The sequence below is a fragment of the Klebsiella sp. HMSC25G12 genome (assembly GCF_001807705.1).
Taxonomy (GTDB): Bacteria; Pseudomonadota; Gammaproteobacteria; order Enterobacterales; family Enterobacteriaceae; genus Klebsiella; species Klebsiella variicola.
Window position 1 is genome coordinate 23,340 of sequence record NZ_KV789837.1, and the last position, 16,918, is coordinate 40,257.

General features: G+C 53.8%; 22 protein-coding genes. 3 read left to right on the plus strand and 19 right to left on the minus strand.

The window, feature by feature from the left end; all coding sequences use genetic code 11:
• Position 1 precedes the first annotated feature (1 nt).
• Entirely contained in the window at positions 2-619 is a 618-nt protein-coding gene (locus HMPREF3096_RS06180) for a trimeric intracellular cation channel family protein (RefSeq protein WP_012540300.1), read from the minus strand.
• Positions 620-894: 275 nt separating this feature from the next.
• Between HMPREF3096_RS06180 and HMPREF3096_RS06185 the strand changes: the two genes are divergently transcribed.
• On the plus strand, positions 895-2,145 hold the full coding sequence (locus tag HMPREF3096_RS06185) for a chloride channel protein (RefSeq protein WP_023340834.1): 1,251 nt from the start codon (positions 895-897) through the stop codon (positions 2,143-2,145).
• A 57-nt stretch (positions 2,146-2,202) separates the two neighbouring features.
• Here HMPREF3096_RS06185 and HMPREF3096_RS06190 read toward each other — a convergent pair whose 3' ends face one another.
• Positions 2,203-3,261, minus strand: a complete 1,059-nt coding sequence (locus HMPREF3096_RS06190) for a bifunctional transcriptional activator/DNA repair enzyme AdaA (RefSeq protein ID WP_032731490.1) — start codon at positions 3,259-3,261, stop codon at positions 2,203-2,205.
• Between the two features lie 2 nt (positions 3,262-3,263).
• Positions 3,264-4,010, minus strand: coding sequence for an isocitrate lyase/PEP mutase family protein (locus HMPREF3096_RS06195; RefSeq protein ID WP_012967053.1), 747 nt, complete (start codon positions 4,008-4,010; stop codon positions 3,264-3,266).
• A 405-nt stretch (positions 4,011-4,415) separates the two neighbouring features.
• Here HMPREF3096_RS06195 and HMPREF3096_RS06200 point away from each other — a divergent pair, with 405 nt between their 5' ends.
• A complete protein-coding gene (locus HMPREF3096_RS06200; protein WP_046653135.1) occupies positions 4,416-4,775 on the plus strand; it encodes a hypothetical protein in 360 nt (119 codons plus the stop codon).
• Between the two features lie 154 nt (positions 4,776-4,929).
• Here HMPREF3096_RS06200 and HMPREF3096_RS28840 read toward each other — a convergent pair whose 3' ends face one another.
• The 3 genes from HMPREF3096_RS28840 to HMPREF3096_RS06210 all read right to left on the minus strand — a co-directional run bounded on the left by HMPREF3096_RS28840 (position 4,930) and on the right by HMPREF3096_RS06210 (position 6,507).
• Complete coding sequence (locus HMPREF3096_RS28840) at positions 4,930-5,307, minus strand: hypothetical protein (protein ID WP_071844610.1); 378 nt, start codon at positions 5,305-5,307, stop codon at positions 4,930-4,932.
• Positions 5,308-5,752: 445 nt separating this feature from the next.
• Positions 5,753-6,034, minus strand: a complete 282-nt coding sequence (locus HMPREF3096_RS06205) for a PerC family transcriptional regulator (RefSeq protein ID WP_070544339.1) — start codon at positions 6,032-6,034, stop codon at positions 5,753-5,755.
• A gap of 11 nt (positions 6,035-6,045) precedes the next feature.
• Positions 6,046-6,507, minus strand: a complete 462-nt coding sequence (locus HMPREF3096_RS06210) for a single-stranded DNA-binding protein (RefSeq protein WP_070544341.1) — start codon at positions 6,505-6,507, stop codon at positions 6,046-6,048.
• Between HMPREF3096_RS06210 and HMPREF3096_RS30390 the strand changes: the two genes are divergently transcribed.
• The gene (locus HMPREF3096_RS30390; RefSeq protein ID WP_137910596.1) at positions 6,486-6,887 is read left to right on the plus strand and encodes a hypothetical protein; all 402 of its coding nucleotides are present in this window, start codon (positions 6,486-6,488) and stop codon (positions 6,885-6,887) included. The two genes, HMPREF3096_RS06210 and HMPREF3096_RS30390, sit on opposite strands and share 22 nt — an antisense overlap.
• Positions 6,888-6,893: 6 nt before the next feature.
• Here the strand turns inward: HMPREF3096_RS30390 and HMPREF3096_RS06215 are convergent, their stop codons facing one another.
• The 13 genes from HMPREF3096_RS06215 to HMPREF3096_RS06275 form a co-directional block, all read right to left on the minus strand.
• Positions 6,894-9,659 carry a TOPRIM and DUF927 domain-containing protein gene (locus HMPREF3096_RS06215; protein WP_070544343.1) on the minus strand — a complete coding sequence of 922 codons (2,766 nt, stop codon included), beginning with the start codon at positions 9,657-9,659 and terminating at the stop codon, positions 6,894-6,896.
• Positions 9,660-9,673: 14 nt separating this feature from the next.
• Complete coding sequence (locus tag HMPREF3096_RS06220) at positions 9,674-10,300, minus strand: hypothetical protein (protein WP_070544345.1); 627 nt, start codon at positions 10,298-10,300, stop codon at positions 9,674-9,676.
• Positions 10,297-10,560 carry a nicotinic acetylcholine receptor subunit beta gene (locus HMPREF3096_RS06225; RefSeq protein WP_070544347.1) on the minus strand — a complete coding sequence of 88 codons (264 nt, stop codon included), beginning with the start codon at positions 10,558-10,560 and terminating at the stop codon, positions 10,297-10,299. Before HMPREF3096_RS06225 ends, HMPREF3096_RS06220 begins: the two co-directional genes overlap by 4 nt.
• Positions 10,557-10,871, minus strand: coding sequence for a ubiquinol-cytochrome C reductase (locus HMPREF3096_RS06230; RefSeq protein WP_070544349.1), 315 nt, complete (start codon positions 10,869-10,871; stop codon positions 10,557-10,559). The genes HMPREF3096_RS06225 and HMPREF3096_RS06230 overlap by 4 nt, the downstream gene beginning before the upstream one ends.
• Positions 10,868-11,047 carry a hypothetical protein gene (locus HMPREF3096_RS06235; protein ID WP_070544351.1) on the minus strand — a complete coding sequence of 60 codons (180 nt, stop codon included), beginning with the start codon at positions 11,045-11,047 and terminating at the stop codon, positions 10,868-10,870. The genes HMPREF3096_RS06230 and HMPREF3096_RS06235 overlap by 4 nt, the downstream gene beginning before the upstream one ends.
• Positions 11,040-11,789 (minus strand): host cell division inhibitor Icd-like protein, encoded by a 750-nt coding sequence (locus HMPREF3096_RS28845; RefSeq protein ID WP_077270152.1) that lies wholly within the window; start codon positions 11,787-11,789, stop codon positions 11,040-11,042. The genes HMPREF3096_RS06235 and HMPREF3096_RS28845 overlap by 8 nt, the downstream gene beginning before the upstream one ends.
• Positions 11,786-11,959 (minus strand): DUF4222 domain-containing protein, encoded by a 174-nt coding sequence (locus HMPREF3096_RS06245; protein ID WP_048293902.1) that lies wholly within the window; start codon positions 11,957-11,959, stop codon positions 11,786-11,788. The genes HMPREF3096_RS28845 and HMPREF3096_RS06245 overlap by 4 nt, the downstream gene beginning before the upstream one ends.
• A complete protein-coding gene (locus tag HMPREF3096_RS06250; RefSeq protein ID WP_070544353.1) occupies positions 11,952-12,761 on the minus strand; it encodes an antA/AntB antirepressor family protein in 810 nt (269 codons plus the stop codon). Before HMPREF3096_RS06250 ends, HMPREF3096_RS06245 begins: the two co-directional genes overlap by 8 nt.
• A 13-nt stretch (positions 12,762-12,774) precedes the next feature.
• On the minus strand, positions 12,775-13,212 hold the full coding sequence (locus HMPREF3096_RS06255) for a hypothetical protein (protein ID WP_064158953.1): 438 nt from the start codon (positions 13,210-13,212) through the stop codon (positions 12,775-12,777).
• Complete coding sequence (locus tag HMPREF3096_RS06260; protein WP_070544355.1) at positions 13,212-13,430, minus strand: helix-turn-helix transcriptional regulator; 219 nt, start codon at positions 13,428-13,430, stop codon at positions 13,212-13,214. The genes HMPREF3096_RS06255 and HMPREF3096_RS06260 overlap by 1 nt, the downstream gene beginning before the upstream one ends.
• Before the next feature lie 147 nt (positions 13,431-13,577).
• Positions 13,578-14,450 carry a hypothetical protein gene (locus tag HMPREF3096_RS06265; protein ID WP_124034788.1) on the minus strand — a complete coding sequence of 291 codons (873 nt, stop codon included), beginning with the start codon at positions 14,448-14,450 and terminating at the stop codon, positions 13,578-13,580.
• Between the two features lie 114 nt (positions 14,451-14,564).
• Entirely contained in the window at positions 14,565-15,824 is a 1,260-nt protein-coding gene (locus HMPREF3096_RS06270; protein WP_070544357.1) for a tyrosine-type recombinase/integrase, read from the minus strand.
• 190 nt (positions 15,825-16,014) lie between these two features.
• Complete coding sequence (locus tag HMPREF3096_RS06275) at positions 16,015-16,878, minus strand: YicC/YloC family endoribonuclease (RefSeq protein ID WP_032731488.1); 864 nt, start codon at positions 16,876-16,878, stop codon at positions 16,015-16,017.
• Positions 16,879-16,918: the final 40 nt, after the last annotated feature.

Here is a 16,918-nt window from a genome sequence, read left to right on the forward strand (position 1 = left end):
GTTAGTGGCTATCATGGGTGTAGTGGAAGACCGGTAGCCCCAGTTTCCAGCGCAGTGCCAGCATGCGGGCGGTAAAGCCGAACAGCAGCGTAGCCAGCACCACCACATCGTGGCTGCTGACGTAATGTTGCAGGGCAATATAGAGTACGGCTGCGGCAAACGAGATCCCGGCATAGAGCTCTTTCTGGAAGACCAGCGGAATGCGTTTGCAGAACATATCGCGCAGTACGCCGCCAAAAACGCCGGTGATGACCGCGGCGATAGAGGCGATGATCGGACCTTCGCCCATATCCAGGGCGATCTGCGCGCCGATGATGGAAAACACGATCAGCCCCAGCGCGTCCAGCACCAGAAACAGCCGGCGAAGGTGAGGCATCACTGGAGCGGCAATGGTGGTGAGGACGGCGGCGACAGCGACAATAATGACATATTCCGGATGTTTCACCCAGCCGAGAGGATAATGTCCCAGCAGGATATCGCGAACGGAACCCCCGCCCAGCGCGGTCGCGGTGGCGATAATGATGACGCCAAACGTGTCCATCCGCCGGCGCCCGGCAGCCAGCGCGCCGGTCATGGCTTCCGCGGTGATACCGATTAAATACAGAACATGAAGCAGCATAGATCCCCCCAGATAATGGCGGGCAGGTTAACGATTTGTGCGCAGGATCACGATTGAGATTTTCTAAAGCGAATCATTTACGCCAGGAAAAATTAATGGAAGTAGTATCTGTGATGGCTCGATTTAAAGGTTTATTGATTTTTTAGGTATTTTTATTGATTAGAAAAAATAATGCTAAGTGAAGCGACGGGTATCACTATCGAAAACACTATGATTACGCAATGTTTAAGTCTCGTCCTTTATTCTTTTATTTTTCCTTTTCAAGGCCTGAGAAAATGAGCGTCGCCGCCGGGAATAAAAACAATCTGACCCGCCTGATAGCCGTGGTATTAACCGGGATTCTGGCTGGCCTGGCCGGCATGGTGCTGGCGCTGATTTTACACGCGATACAGCACCTGGCTTTTGGCTACAGTGCCGGGCAGATCGTCGGTTCGGTGTCATTTTTACAGGGCGTCACGGAGTCATCCTGGCCACGCCGCATCGCGGCAATCGTGGCCGGCGGTGGCGTCGCCGGATTTGGCTGGCGGCTGCTTGGTCGCTATGGGCAGAAGCGGGTTTCCATTGCGGCGGCGGTGGCCAACCCTTCCGTACCCATGCCAGCAGGCACCACGACGATCCACGCCCTGCTGCAGATCGTCACCGTAGCGCTGGGTTCCCCGCTTGGCCGCGAAGTGGCGCCCCGGGAAATGGGCGCGCTGGGGGCGGGGATGGTGGCGCGTAAGCTGGGCCTGCTGGAAGATGAAACTCGCACGCTGATCGCCTGTGGGGCGGGCGCCGGTCTGGCGGCGGTCTATAACGTCCCGCTGGCAGGGGCGTTGTTCAGCCTTGAGGTCATGCTGCTGTCGTTTAGCTGGGAAAAAACGCTGGCGGCGATAATGACCTCGGCGATTGCCGCGTGGACGGCTACCCTGGGGTTAGGGGATGAATCGCAATACCATTTTGTTTCCAGCACGCTTCCGCATTCCTTTCTCTGGTGGGCGATTCTGGCGGGCCCGATTCTTGGCACCGGCGCCTGGCTCTTTCGTAAAGCGACCAGCGCAGCGCGTTCACGCGTCCGAAGTAACTGGCAGATGCCGGTGTTCTGTCTGCTGGGGTTTTCCCTTCTTGCCATCCTGAGCCTTTATTTCCCGGAACTTCCGGGCAACGGCAAGGGACCAATGCAGCTGGCGCTCAGCGACGGGCTGCCTCTCTCTATGGTCGCTATCCTGTTAGTGTTGAAGATGGTGGTGATCCTGGCGGTGCTGCGCGGCGGCGCGGAGGGTGGATTGTTAACCCCGGGGCTGGCGGTAGGCGGACTGGTCAGTCTGCTGCTCTGCGCGCTCTGGCAGCTCGGCTTCCCTGGTGGAGATAAAAGCAGCTTCGCTCTGGTGGGGGCGGCCGCGTTTCTCGCCGCCTCCATGCAGATGCCGCTGACTGCGGTGGTGCTGGTGATGGAGTTCACCCACATGGATCACAGCTATCTGGCTCCGGCGCTGCTGTGCGCGGCAGGGGCGTTTTTAACCTGCCGGGCGCTGGACAAAAAATAGGTTTACCGAGCCGCAGTGAAAGTGAACAGGGAGGGGCCCTTCATCCGGGAAGTAAAATCAGCCGCATTTTTCCCTGATGGTTGCCTCATGGTTAATAAGCCATTTTTTACGTGCAACGCCGCCGCCGTAACCGGTCATCGAACCATCTTTGCCGATAATTCGATGGCAGGGGATGATAATCGCGACGCGGTTAGCGCCGTTTGCTGCAGCCACCGCGCGCGTGGCCGTTGGTTTACCTATATCCATCGCAATCGATTGATAATGCGTCGTCTCACCGAAGCTAACGTACTGTAAATGGCGCCAGACCGCTCGCTGGAATTCGCTGCCTGGGGTATCAAGCGCCACCTCGAACGATTGACGCCGCCCGGCAAAATACTCCGTTATTTCCTGTTGCGCCTGCCGGGTGTGGGCGTTTTCACCAGCGATGATGCTGGCGTCGAACCGTCGCTGCAGGTCGCTGAATTCTGTCTCCAGCGCTCGTCTGTCGACAAACTCCAGCAGACAAATCCCCCGCTGCGTTGCACAAACAAACATTGGCCCTAACGGGGTGGTAAGACGATGAATTAAAACAACCTGGCGTTGCGCGCTGGGTGCGGAACCGGTCAATTTTTTGCAGGTATAGCCGAAACCGCTTAAGGACTCATAGCCGCTATCGAAAGCGACATCGGTGGTTGATCGGCCTGCTTTCAGCTCCTGAAGCGCCATATTAACGCGCTGCATCCGTTGAAAAGCCTGAAAGGTGATCCCGTGGTTTTGCAGGAACCAGCGGCGAACGCGTTCCGGGCTAATATCGTGCTGACGTAGTTCGCTATCACTGAGGCGAACCTTCGGGTCTTCTCGCAGCAGGCGGAGCGCTTGCTCAACAAAGGCGGGGGCTGTCCGGGCATTCTCCGTCGGGCGACAGACTTTGCATGGCCGGAACCCGGCATCCAGCGCGGATTTAACGTCATTATAGAATTCGACGTTTTCCCGCCTGGGTTTTCGCGCCCGACAGACCGAGATACAAAATACGCCGGTGGTTTTCACGCCAACGAAAAAGACGCCGGTAAACTCCACAGCGCGTTCAAGCAGCGCCTGATACCAGATATCGCACTGGATGCTGTCGGTAATTTTCATGGTCAAAAAACACCCGAGAAAGAGTAGTTAGCTTGCACCTGACATAATAAGTCTTTCAGTCTGGCCTGTGTGGCAGCATGAATAAAATTGCCCATCGAAATTCGTTTTACGCCCAGTGCCGATAAGGTACTGAAGTCCGCCAGCTCAGGCATGCACATTACGTTTAAGGGTAAAGGCACGTGGCGGACAATGGCGGTAATATCTTCCGCGCGGGTGACGCAAGGCACAAAAAAACCGCATCCGCCATGGTTAGCGTATAACTGACCGCGATAGAGCGTCTCATCCAGTGCATTTGGTACGTTGAGAAGAAAGGTATCGGTGCGGACATTAACAAACATATCGGGACAAGCGTGGGTGATTTCCTGGATTTTGGCGGCAAAGACCACGGCATCGTCAAGACGACGCGTATTATTCACCACATGACTATCCTCGAGGTTTATTCCGCTCACGCCGAGATGCGCCAGACGCTGGATATTGTCAATGATGTGGCTGGTTGTGGCGCTGTAGCCCGCCTCTAAATCGACGCTTAACGGCAGTTCGCTAACAGCTTTGATGCGTGAGACGATATATAACAGCTCGTCAAAACTCATCTCTTCGCCATCTTCATACCCTAACATTGCGGCGATAGCAGCGCTGGAGGAGCCCAGCGCCTGATAACCGGCCTGCTGAGCGGCCTGAGCGCTGCTGGCATCCCAGGCGTTGGCAAGCAACAACGGTTGGTTTTGCTGGTGAAGCGCGTTGAAGTTCATTCTTTTCTCCCGCGGTGGTGTGTCCCCAGACTGTGCCGCGTTGGGCTCATTTGCCACAACCGAAAACTGGACGACTATTTTTATACGTAGATTCTTATCGTCAGCCGGCGGGAGAGATAAATAAAAAGGCCATGATTGATCATGACCTTTTATACGGTAGTGCCTGGATGGGTGAGAAAGCGTTACTCGATATTGTATCTGTTTATTGAGTATCGGCTTCAAATGCCCGTGATTGCTGGGTTTCTTGTAATGCGTTTTCTCAGTGGGTACACCCTTGTGTACACGGTATTTTGAGGTGCTGCCTTTGGCTGCTCATTTTATGCTCTCATGCTTGCTGTTCTGGCCTCTTATCTTTTGCGCCTTATTGTATGATACCTCTATCCCACAATAAGGAATCAGCCAGCCATGAGAATGACCAGCCGCAAAAAAGAGATACTCAGCTACTTTGAGCCGGATAACCTCGAATGGGTGACGGGTGAGATTGGTGCGCCGCCGTTCGATGTGTCGGGCGTGGCGTACCTGCTTCACGGCATGGGGTCGTTCGATAAGCGCCACCCGCTCGAATCCACTCGGCGAACTCTTGAAAGCATGGTTGCTGGTGGGTTGCTTGAGCGGGTGACAGTGTATGAATCCCGGCAGATAAAAAGCGGCGGTGAGACTAGCGCAACGGTCGTGCGCTACGGTTTACCCGGACAGTGTGCCGTTGTGCGCGATAATGGCGGCGCTGATAAAGCGATTGATGGGGAATGCGAGCGGGTTGGCTGAGTCGAACGGGGCAGGGCGGAATAGATAAAAAAAATATGACGGGTTAATCTGCGTACTGGATTCAAGCCCTTATCTGGCGCGGGTCTCGCCTCACATGGGCTTTGAGTCTGTCCAGTACAGTCCAGTATTTCAACATCGGTGACTATACGGATTGCTAACGTGCGCCGCTTTTTTTAACCCTTCGCAGATCCCGCCTTGCTTGCATTGAAACGGATCTCGCTAATCTCAGCTCAAGCCGTGCGATTCTGTCGGCATGTAGCCCCATGAGTCCGTTAATCAAAATCATCTCGCGCCATTCTTCTGTTCCCGGCGTCGGATAATTCGCCAGTAATAGCCCGTATCTCTCAGCCAGCATGAGGTTTCTTGCACGATTTCGCACCAGCGGAGAAAGCGCCTCTCCCCCCTCAAATGGGAAGAATGCCCGCCGACTGCGTTCGCCATGTTTGACGGCATTAGTATTGCCCAATGGTGCGCCTGCGCCTTTCCGCTTGCCACCCCATCCCGATCTTGATTGTTGGCTATTTTTTTTCATTTAACGGCTCACTGTGCGCATTTTTGTGCGAAAAAACCTTAACAAGCCCTAACAATACCTTAATAAAACTGTATATCTAACTTCCGCCATCTACTGCGAACGGATAGCGCCCAAGCCAGAAATATCAAGCCTCTCCACCATTTTGCGAATTCGCAATTCGCGCTTACAAATTACTGCGAATTCGCAATTTCTGTACGCAATGCCACCGTTAGCATTCGTCAGGTAGTACGCACGTTGAATACGCAGTTTTGCTGCGCACCTGGCTGCGCACTGCGTACCAGTGGAACGAACCAGATATTTAGGACGTCCTGAATCACGATTTGGCTTCCAGCCCGCTACTGGCGCGGGTCTGGCGCTGCTAGGGTTTAAAATATGTACTAAACAGTACTAAATTTTCCGCCGTTTGGGTGTGTACCTGACTGCAAACCATCGCCCCGCTGGTGGTCTACCGTTGCCTCTTGCCGCCGTTTAACCGAAAGGCGTTACCGTTCGGTTGCGCTATCCCCATGCGGTGCTGCGTTTCGGTAACAGCTTTATGCAGGTCGCCAAAGTCCTCAGCCTTCACGGGCGGTCGCTTCACGTTCTCCAGACACGTTTCACGGCGGCGCTTTATCCATTCCCGACCTTCGTCCTCGGTGCATAACAGCATGACTTCCATCCATCGCGCGGCGGCGCGTCGGTACAGCCCTTTTGCTTCCAGATCCTCGGCTTTACTGTCGTTTACCATGTTTATATCCCTCAGAATGGATCTTCATCATCAAACGGCGGGCGCTGGTCAAAATCATCAGGGGTGTTATATAGCTCCCATCCCGGCGCGGGTTGTGTTGCGTGGCCCCTGCTGGCTTCGCTTGCTTTGACTGACTCGGCCCGCTTCCCGCCGGGGCGTACCGTTCTGGCGCTGATCACGCTGTCGGCCACTACCTGATAACCTTGCTGTGTACCGCCATCCTTGCCCGTCCACTGATTGACCTGCATCGCTCCGGCAACACTGACTAAATCGCCTTTAACGTGTCCTGCCAGTGCGTCGGCCTGTTTGCCGAATGCCACCACGCCCAGCCAGAAAGTAACCTCTCCGCCCTCTGCTGCATGGCAGGGCAGTGCCACCGCTAAACGCCCCATTGTCATGCTGCTGCCGCTGTTCGTCGTTCTGGTCTGGGGATCTGCCACCAGCCGCCCGTATGCTGATATCTGTGCTGTCATTTTGCGAATACCTCGAATTATTAGTTTTGCTAATGAAGATTACCCGGCACCGCCTTATTGTGGGACACCTTCGCCAGATTTTTTTGTATATAAACAAAAAAGTTGGTGGTTCAGGTGGTTCAGTGGTTCAGTACCCCTCAAGGCCGCGCCAGATCTGGGTTTTGCTGAACCACCTTTTAAATTTCTCTGGTGGTTCAGTCGCCCTGCTTGGTGGTTCACTGCCAGCCAGTGAAAAAAGTCGTTTCTCTCTGGTGGTTCAAAATGCCCGTTTGGTGGTTCAGTGGTGGTTCACTTTCTTACTAAAAAACCTTATATATCAATACTTACTACTTACTGAACCACCTGAACCACCTGAACCACCAAAAAAAACTCGCATGTGAGAAAAGTTATTTCTCTGGCTGGCTTTCCTCCCCATCCGGCAGGAATTGCAGGACGTAAACGTTAATCTGTCTCCCCAGAATGCGCGGGCTTTTCCTCTGAAATTTTTTGCCGTCTGTTGACGGTGTGAGCATCCCCGATTCTTTCAGGACGCGGGCAACCTGCTGCCTGTTGAACCCCCTAGCGATATCTTTATCGAAAGTATCGGGGAACGTGTAAAACGTTATCGGGGAATCATCATGGTTCCCGCGCTGTCTGTATCCGGCCAGATTATGAATCGGCAGGCTGGCGGGGTCGTAAGGCAGCGGCGCGAATCGACTCAGCCCATAGGCATTTAAAAACGCCTCCGCCTGCTCAATGATCTGCTGGTGCTCTTTGTTCCCTGTGCCGAACTCTTTTAGCCATGCGTTATAGGTGTGCTGTATCGCATCCCGGCACGTTTGAGCATCCCAGCCAGTAACCACGCCACCCAGCAGTAAAGCGGCCTCCAGAATGGCAAACCTTGCCCCTACACGGTGAACCTGTTCCCCATAGTCGGCAGGGATTAGACTGCGCCATCGGGCTTCGCACTCACGAACGGCATCAATCGCCTGTTGCTGGTGGTCTGCCAGCCATCTGATCCACTCCCGCCCGGCAGCGCCATGATGGTGCTGGTAAGCATCTTTCAGCGCGTCGGCGTGTTCTTTCCCTGTCTGGTGTTCATGAAAGCGCACCGCCTTACTTAACGGGATATTCAGCAGGCGCACCAGTTGCCCCGCTTTTGTCTTGCGTCCTGCGGTGGCAATAAACGTTTCTAAATCCATTTCCCCGGTGCTGATTGCCACGGTGCGCCAGCGTTTTAGATCCCGGTTGCCTCCTTCCTTTGCTCCCTGCAATTTCCCCACGCCGTTAAACAGGGCATAGGCAGACTGAGAAACGCTTATCGGGTCTGCGCCCTGTCCGACTTCATCCAGCGGCATCAGCCCGTCATTGTGGGCGGCGGCCTCGTTTATCAGCCCCAGCGCCGTCCCGTACCACGTCAGGCGCAAGGCATCAGGGTTGCCGTAAAGACTGCTCGCCACGTTCTGCGTGGTTGTTTTCCCGGCGCTCGATTGTTCATAAAAATGAATCCCGAATCCGTCACGATCTGCCACCCCGATTAATGGCGCTGCCAGTGCTGCGGCGACGCCTGCCATCATCGCATAGTTGCCGTATGCCAGCCGCGCAACACTGTTGCGCCAGCTTTCCGACGTTCCTGCTACGGTATACCCGGCAGCGGCTGAACTGCGCCCGCTGAACAAAACAGGCCGCTCAGGTGTGCCTATGATTTCCCCGTCCGGCATGATGTATGCCCCGCACTGCCAGCCTGTAGCATGAGCAACGCGCCACAATTCACGCGAGCCGCTCCGCTGTAGCCAGTCGGCAAGAATCGCCCGTAAGCTGTTTTTCGTGGTGACGTTGACGCCACCAGCTTTCAGGGTGCGCCAACCTTCACGCTCGCCAATATCAGCCAGCGGGATAGCCGCTGTTGTCGGTATGCCTGCACCGAATGCCAGCCATGAGATAATAAGATACTGATCTTTGTCGTCGCGTCCCGTGCCGATAACCTCCAACGGTGAACATAACCAGCTTTCAGCGTTGATGATCTCCCCGCTTTCCTTGTCCACCTTCGGCGTTACCCAGAAAACGCCATCTTTTCGGCTCTCAATGTGGGGTTTTAGTGGGTCTTTCTCTGGATGGTCAGTTTTACCGCCCTCAATGGCCTGCAATCGTGGTTTCACGGCTCCCCCTTGAATCTGATACAGCGAATCACTAAATGCGGCTGTGGCGGCTTCCAGCCCGTTTTGCTGGTGGTGGTCGTTCCAGTCGGCTTTGTAGTCTGTCGGTGGCAGTGCCACCCAGCCAGCCACGGATAAGGCGGCTTTCTCTGCGGCCTCCCTGCCTGTATTGGCTTCTCCGTTTTGGTGGTGGTCGTTGTCTGCGGCGATGATTATTTGTGCCTGTGGATACTTCCAGCGCATCACTTCGGCAACGGGTAGCAGGTTGCCCGCGTCAATTGCTGCCACTGCCAGCGCGTCCGGGCGCATCAGGTGAACTGAAAGGGCCGTCGCCAGCCCCTCGGCAATTAAAACGCTCTGCGGCGATTCTGGCGCGTTTACGGCGTGATATGCCCCGCGCTTTGCCGAACCCGTCAGAAGTCGCTTTTCTCCATGCGGTGTAATGGTCTGCGCTGCTGCCACTGCGCCGGATTCATCCACCAGCTCCAGCAATAACGAACCATCGGGCATAAGCGGGTATTTAAACCCGGTCAGCCCTTTTGATTGCAGGTACTCAGCTTCGCCCTGTATGGCTCTCATGCGCATTCCGGCATACAGACGGGCAAACGTAGCCCTTCGCTGCTCTGCGTCCTCTGCGGCCTGTTTCTGGCGCTCCTGCTCGCGCTGCTGGCGGTCTGCTTCCAGTTGCCCCCTTCTCTGGCTGGCTGCTTTCCTGTCTGTTTCCGTCTCCCGGTAATCAATACCCAGCACATCAGCGGCAAGGTGCGCCGCCTCCGTGGTGTCGCAGTTGTTCACCTTCTTAATCAGGTCTAAGCCATCGCCCGCGCCGCACTGGTTGCAGATAAAGCTACCGCGCCCGTTGTCGTCGAATCTGAAACGGTCTTTCCCACCACATGCAGGGCAGGGGGCATGACGGCGCGATGAATCAGGAACGTCGATAGACAGGCCAGCCAGCACATAAGGCCATTTACCAGCGGCGGCGCTGGTCACTTCGCGGATAATGTCGATATTACGCATTCGTGTTGCCTCCCTCAGTGCGCCGCTGGCATTTCAGGCAAGCCGTGTTCATTCAGATCGGCAATGAATTCATCGTGTAGCTCTGCCAGCGTCTGACGCCCGAACGGGGTCAGCTCGCCGCGCTCCGTGTCGATCATGGCCTGATAAAAAACAATGGCGTTCGCCGTTCCCTGCTCAATGCCGTAGCGCTCAATCATTGCGCCCTCGATGTTATTCGCCATCGCCAGACGTTCCGCGAACGGGTAAACCACAATCCCCGCCGTGCCATTGGAGTAAATCGCTACTTTTGACGTTGTGCCGTCATCCTCCTTGATGGTGGTTGTGCCGTTTTCGCGCTTCATCTCAGAAATGAACGTGGCAGCAATCAGCCAGCGCCACATAGTGACGTTATGCTGCGCGGTGAAGTCGAACCAGCCACGCGCCCCGCCATCAGCAACGGCAAAATGTATGGCGTATCCGATATCTGGCTTGTCGTCGTACTCTCCGGCGTCAAGGCCGTTCACGGCGCTCTCGTAGCTGATAAGAGCAACCTGCTCATATCCCCCGGCATCATTGCGGGCCATGATATTGACGCCGTGCGGTGTGGCTTCGGCGTGTAATAAGTCGGCATTTCCCGATTTAATGGTCGGCGCGTTGCTCATGCGCTGCCCTCCGCATCAATTCTGGCCATATCGACAATCTCCAGGGCTTTACTCAGCCAGCAATACACGATTTCGGCCTGTTCATCGTTTAGTTGAGTGGCTAAATCAGTCATAACGTGAGCCAGCCCATTGCGGGCGCGGGTCATGCGTTCTGCTGTTCGGTCTGCCAGCGTAAAATCATCCGGGTATGATTCTTTGCGAGATAGCATCGCTTCGGCTTCAAGTTCGGCAGGGTGGTGGTATAAAGCGTTTATATTCATTTGCCCGCCCTCCCTTTGGCTTCTTTTTCACTGATTGAGAGCAAGAATGCGGCGTTTGTAGCGTTATCATTCAGCGCCCGCGCAACTTCTCCGATACGTCCCAGCATTGCGCCTAAGCTGTACATATCAGCTTTAGCGCTTTCCTCCGGGTAGTCATCGCTATCAGCCGCCCAGAACATGAGGCTACCAATGGCACTGACGCCCAGCATTAAATCACTCACGGCATCACTGGCGCGGCTCTCAATTCCTTTCAGATCATCAGGTGTACAACCATCAAAGTTGCAGGACACTAAATCGTTATACAGGCTCATGCTGCCACCTCACGAATGCGGTTAATCTGGATGTTGGAAAGGCGTTCATTTCTGGCCTGATTTAGCGCCTCAGCTTTGGCGCTGATAGTGCTGTGGGCGTCAACGATATAAACGAACTCGACTAATTCGCCGCTCCGGGCGGTGGCGCATCCTGCAACACGGAAGTAATTAATCATGTGCGCCCCCTGTGCGAATACGTCCGGCGAAAAAGCAAACGTGATCCCGCGCCAGTGAACGGCGGGCTTCCTGCTCAGTCTCTGCGGCGATATGGTGAATTTTGGCGGTAATTGTCGGCATATCGCGGCGAACGGCTGCGATTAACCAGATAAATTGCGGATTCTGGGTAGGGGTAGTAGCCAGCATAGCGGCAGCCTCCTTTGTGTTTAAGGAGTCAACGCCTGACGTCTCAATGTCATGATTGGCGGTGACGTTAGCAGGGTTGAGACTACCGGACACAAAGGAAACCGGCCTGCGCGAACGCAGCCCCACTAACGCCACCATTGATACAGTACGGGCTAGGCCGCTGATTAGGTGTGCGTAGTGACTGGACACAAAAAAAGACGCTTTCGGCGTCTGTGTCGCCCTTAGTGTGTTCGGGGTCTCAATCCCGGCGCCTGATTTTGCAGGTGCGCTATAACCATAAACCGGGTTGGCGATAGTCGGCAAGCCCTTTTTTATGGACTCGCAAAACTCACCTTCGCGCGTGCGCGTACTGGTCGCAAAACTCGAAAAAAACTTAGGATTTATTAGGATTCGCAGCCCAATTCTCAGCCCAGAAAACGCCTCTAAAATGTCGTCATTTGTCGCAACGGCGCGGCGATGAATATCAGGTTTTATAAGGTTCTGCGGGTTAACATTTGCTAACAGGCCAGCCAGATTAATGGCTTCTTTCTGGACGGCTGATTTACGCAGTATCACGGTGCTACCTCCCGGAACTCCTTCATGAATCGCTCAATAGGCTGTACGCACGGGTGCTGATATCCGTCGCGGTAGAACGTCACGCGGTTATGCTCGACGCGCTCAACGGTCACTACAGCCCCGTGAGAATCCTTGTAACGGCTTCCCGGCTGTGGGTTCTGGTTACGCATGGTTCACCCCCGCACGTTTCGCTAACCAGCGCTGAGACAGTCGTATTAATTCAGCTTTGCGCTGGTCGTAGTCCTGCCCCAGCTCAATTAGCGTGATATTGGTGCTTTCCAGATAGGAGAGGTGTTCAAGCTGTGCTGCGTTCATGCTGTCCCGTGGTTCGCCAGTAATGCCATTTGCCTGCGCCCACTGCTTTGCCGTCATGCCACCCAGCACGATACGGGCGATCATGTTGCTCTCGTTGCTGTAGTGGCGCTGCTGTGTCTGTTTGCCCTGTTCTGCGCGGGCGCTTTCAAGTGCTGCGCACATCGGCTTAAACAGGTTGGCGGCACTGATACGGGCTTTTAGCTGGCGGCGATACTGAGCGGCGATTTCCGGCGCACTCAGCTGTAGCGCTTCCTCGCACTGGATGAAATAGCGGCGCACAGCTCGCCCCTGCTCGTTACGCTCAACCATTGCCACTTCTTTAGCCATATCCAGCGATAGCAGGTAATCATGCTCTATTTGCTGGCGAGTTTTTGCGCTCCCCGAAACGGGTGAGCTCAAATTTTCAACGGTGATGTAATCCACACCAGCGGCAAAACCATACTGACTAATGCGCCCTTTAATCCAAGTGGTGAAGTCTCGCCCCACCCCCAGCGCCTTACGCAAGGCTCTGGCGCTCACAATATTGGCTTCACGCCCGCCAATCTGCCCGGTAATGACCGGGACAATAGCGGCGAAGTCGTTGCCGTTAATTACTCCCGTGTTAACGTTGGGTTGCGGGGCGGCCTCCGAATTGAATCGGCTTTTTTCGATAGTCATATTTTCGGCTCCGTTATGCGGCGGTGAGATTGTCCGGGTATAGATTGAGAATGTCGGCAATTTCAGGCTGAGAAAGTCCCTGATAGCCCCCAGCGTCGGCGTTATGGTTCACAAGCCGAATAACTTTTAGAACGTCACCGCGCCCGGTAAAGCGATAGCGTAAATGTGACCCGATCCCGTCGGGATTCTTTTCGTCAATACGCTCAAGCTGAATATCAAGCCTGCGCTCTAACTCGCTGGCGTAGTTCCTTCCAGACGAAAGGCGGCAATATCGCAGAATGTCGTTTTCTGTCCATCCTTCTACGCCAGTGCGTAGCATGTAGACGCGGGCGCGGTGCTTCTTCGGTGTGCGGCGTGGCGCTTGTGTGGTGGGCGCTGGTGGCGTAACATCAGATCCGCGAATATCTATGTTGTTAGCCGCCTGCTGTCCGGGGCGGTTTTCTTTTTTCATCAGGCCACCTTTCCCCGACGCTCTGCCAGCCAGTTGTTAATCTCTACCGCATCAAAGGCGGTCACGTTATTGGTGAGTTTCACCGGGCGTGGCAACGTGCCGTTTTTAACCCATCGATCAATGGTTGGCATTGATACCCCTAACAACGCCGGCATTCGAAAGCGGCGGATGTATCCAGTAGTGGGAAGTGCTGATTGTGCGGTTTGAGAGGCTGTCATATGTCCCGTAACTCCTGTGATAGCTGGTGATGGAAAGGCTATCAATAGCAGTTCACAATCTCGCCGAGTTTTAGAAAATTCCTCCGAGTTATGAGATTGTTTGCTTGAAACTAACGGCACATCTTCATTGGCGAAAACTAACCATAATTACCTATAACCGGCTTTTTCCAACCAATCCCGTAAAGAGTCATCCGTTACATCAGGAAATTTAATCTCATTTGCCATATGGCTTAATCTATCCATAATATTTTTGATGGAAAGTGTTTTTAGTTCGTCTTGCTTCACGCCTAGAGCATTTATTAGATAAGCAATAAATCTAGATTGCTTTGCCGTTTCCCTAATTTTTGGCTTAGCCTTAATTGATTCAGACACGGCCAATCTATCTTCTGGTAAATCTATACCTTGAACTCCGCAATTGTAAATTAGCTCTATATCCTCCCTGCTTAGATAAACATCATTCATACTCAAAACAATTGGCTGAGCATCGTAGCAATACGCATAAACAGGTCTAATTAAAATATCATCTACTGACAGTACCGGGCAGTCTTCACCAACATATGGAGCGCCTAGTTTTGCAATAGGAATCTCGCAGAACAAATCTTGCGGAAGGACCATTAGCTCATCATTTTCAATTAAATACATCCCTTCTAAAACGGATGCCATACCATCAAAGTAGCCCACAAAATCCAGTGTTTTTTTATTTTTATCAATGGTGAATGCGGTATCTATCATTGGCGAAGTTGGAGTCAATCCGCCTCGTGATGCCACAGGTATAAGGTCAATATATTCTTTTGAAATATCCCCATACTCATATGGGTTATCATAGTTATTCAATGTAACCGTCAGAGTACCTTCCACTGAACTTTGTTTAAATTCAATCATAGGATTTAGATGATTCATCCATGCTGAGAAGTCTGATAATTCGCACTTCAATAGTGTTGCTGCTCTGTTTAGTGAGCACCACGGTAATGGAGGGATGGTATTTTTTTCCCAGATATTAATTAATTTGCCATGTGCCATAACGTTACCTTTTACGCCATGCCTTTAAAGTGATTGAGCCAGGCGGTAAGGCTTCCCGCTTTTCACCCCGTCGGGCTAGGCTCAATCTGTCCTCTGATTCTTTACATATCTTGGTTACTTCGCCTTTCTCAGCGGTGTAACGTTGTATTCTTCGCCGCGTTCCAGTGCCACCAGCAAGCCCGCCCACTGTGTTAACGCGGCCCGGCGTTCATCAAAATACTGGTGACGGTTATAGATACCCTCCACGCCTTTAATTTTGTGGTTAAGGCATCTTTCTGCGACTACAGGATCAACGCCCAGCGCGGCTAAATGGGAGCGGGCCGTGCGCCGGAAGTCGTGAATAGTGAAGTTCGGCACATCCGGCATTTCAGCGCGAACCTTCGCCAGCGCAACGGGCAGGGTGCTTTCCTGAATATGGGGGATCATGCGGTTTTGCATCTTTCTGGCTGGCAGTACCCATGCGCTGTTGCATGAGAACGTTTTAAGCTCTCTCAGCCATTCGACTGCTGGCGGTGCTAATGGAATGTCTATAGCGTCGCCGTTTTTGCTGCGTTCCTCTGGCAAGCGCCATACGGCTTTATCAAGATCAAACTCCTCCCAGCGGGCGGCGCATAACTCCATTTTGCGGACGCATAACGCTAACAGTAATTTGAACGTGATTTCGTTCTGGCGACTGAATCCCTTAGCCGTGCGCATGGCTTTGAATAGCTGGATTAACTCATCGCGGGTTAGCCAGCGGTCGCGGCTAACCTCCTTCCCTCCAGCGTCTGCCACCTCAAAGGCTGAACAGGGGTTAATCTCCAGCGCGTGCCGTTTGATTCCGTAGTCGAATATGCGGCGCGTCCATCTCAGCACGTCCGTTGCTATGGTCGGCGCTCCACGGTCAACAATACCTTTCAGCATGTCATCGATATGGCGCGGCTTCACGTCCTCTACCTTCATGCTGCCAATGCAGGGGTTTATATCTTTGTCGATACGGCGGCGGAGTATATCGGGGTGCTTCCAACGCGGCAGGATCTGACGCTCAAAGTATTCAGCGGCAAGCTCTGAAACGCGCATGGCATTTTTTTCTGCTTCCATCTTCGCCAGTGCTTCGGATTTCCGCTCCTGCTTCTCCCCGGCAACGTCATAACCCAGCGCAACGCGAGCCGATAGCTCTTTAGCGGTCTCTCTGGCCTTTGAGAGCGATAGCTCGGCATAAGAGCCAATCAGCATGGCGCGGGGTTTCCCTGCGAATTTATAGCGGAAGCGCCATACGGGGGTTTGGTAGTTTTCGCGGTATGAAAGATAAAGCCCGTTACCATCAGATCGCCCCTCGAATCGCTCCCCGGCCTTTATCCATGCGCGGATCTGCATGTCTGTAAGTTTTGGCATTTTGCGAATATCCAAAAGTTTAATAAGGGGTGTACACCTAGCTGAGTACACCTAACGCCGTGGGTACACCCAGGTCTACACCCTAATCATGCGCTTTGTTGCGTCTTTATGATAGCCGATGATAACAAAAAAGCCCGTCTGAGTGCGGGCTTTACTGGTTTCGTGCGTCTTTGTGATAGCTCTTAAATATTTACTCGATATTCTGGATCTGTTCGCGCATTTGCTCGATCAGTACCTTCAGCTCAATCGCGGAGTTGGTGACCTCGGCGTTAATCGATTTTGACGCCAGGGTGTTCGACTCACGGTTGAACTCCTGCATCATAAAGTCGAGACGGCGACCCACAGCCTCTTTCTTTTTCAGAATGTTGTAGGTCTCTTTAACGTGCGCTTCGAGGCGGTCCAGCTCTTCGGCAACGTCGATACGCTGCGCCATCAGCACCAGCTCTTGCTCAAGACGGTTATTTTCCAGCTGCACTTCCGCGTCTTCCAGTTTGGCAACCAGACGCTCGCGCTGCCACTGGAGGATTTCCGACATATGGGCGCGAACTTTGGTCACTTCGCCGCTCACCCCTTCAAGCCGCTGCTCGATAAGCGCTTTCAGGGCCTGGCCTTCCGTTTCGCGGGCGACGATGAAGTCGTCCAGCGCGCCATCAAGAGCGGCCAGAATGTCGGCGGCGATGGCGTCGAGATCCTGCTCTTTGGCGGCCATCACGCCCGGCCAGCGCAGGATATCAACCGGGTTGATTTCCCCTTCATCGCTCTGCATTTTCACCCAGTTGGCAGCGTTGACCAGCTGTTTAGCCAGCTTTTCGTTGAGGATAAGTTCACCCTGAGCGCTGGGATCTTGTTCAAAACGCAGGGTGCATTCGACTTTACCGCGAGTCAGGCGGGCGCGAATGCGCTCGCGTACCACGGGCTCCAGACTACGGAACTGCTCCGGCAGGCGGAAGTACGTTTCCAGATAGCGCTGGTTTACCGAGCGCAGCTCCCATGCGGCGCTACCCCAGTCACCCTTGATTTCACGGCGGGCATAGGCGGTCATACTGCGGATCATAGACGTTCCTCATAGACAGGATCTTAAGAGATAAGTCTTT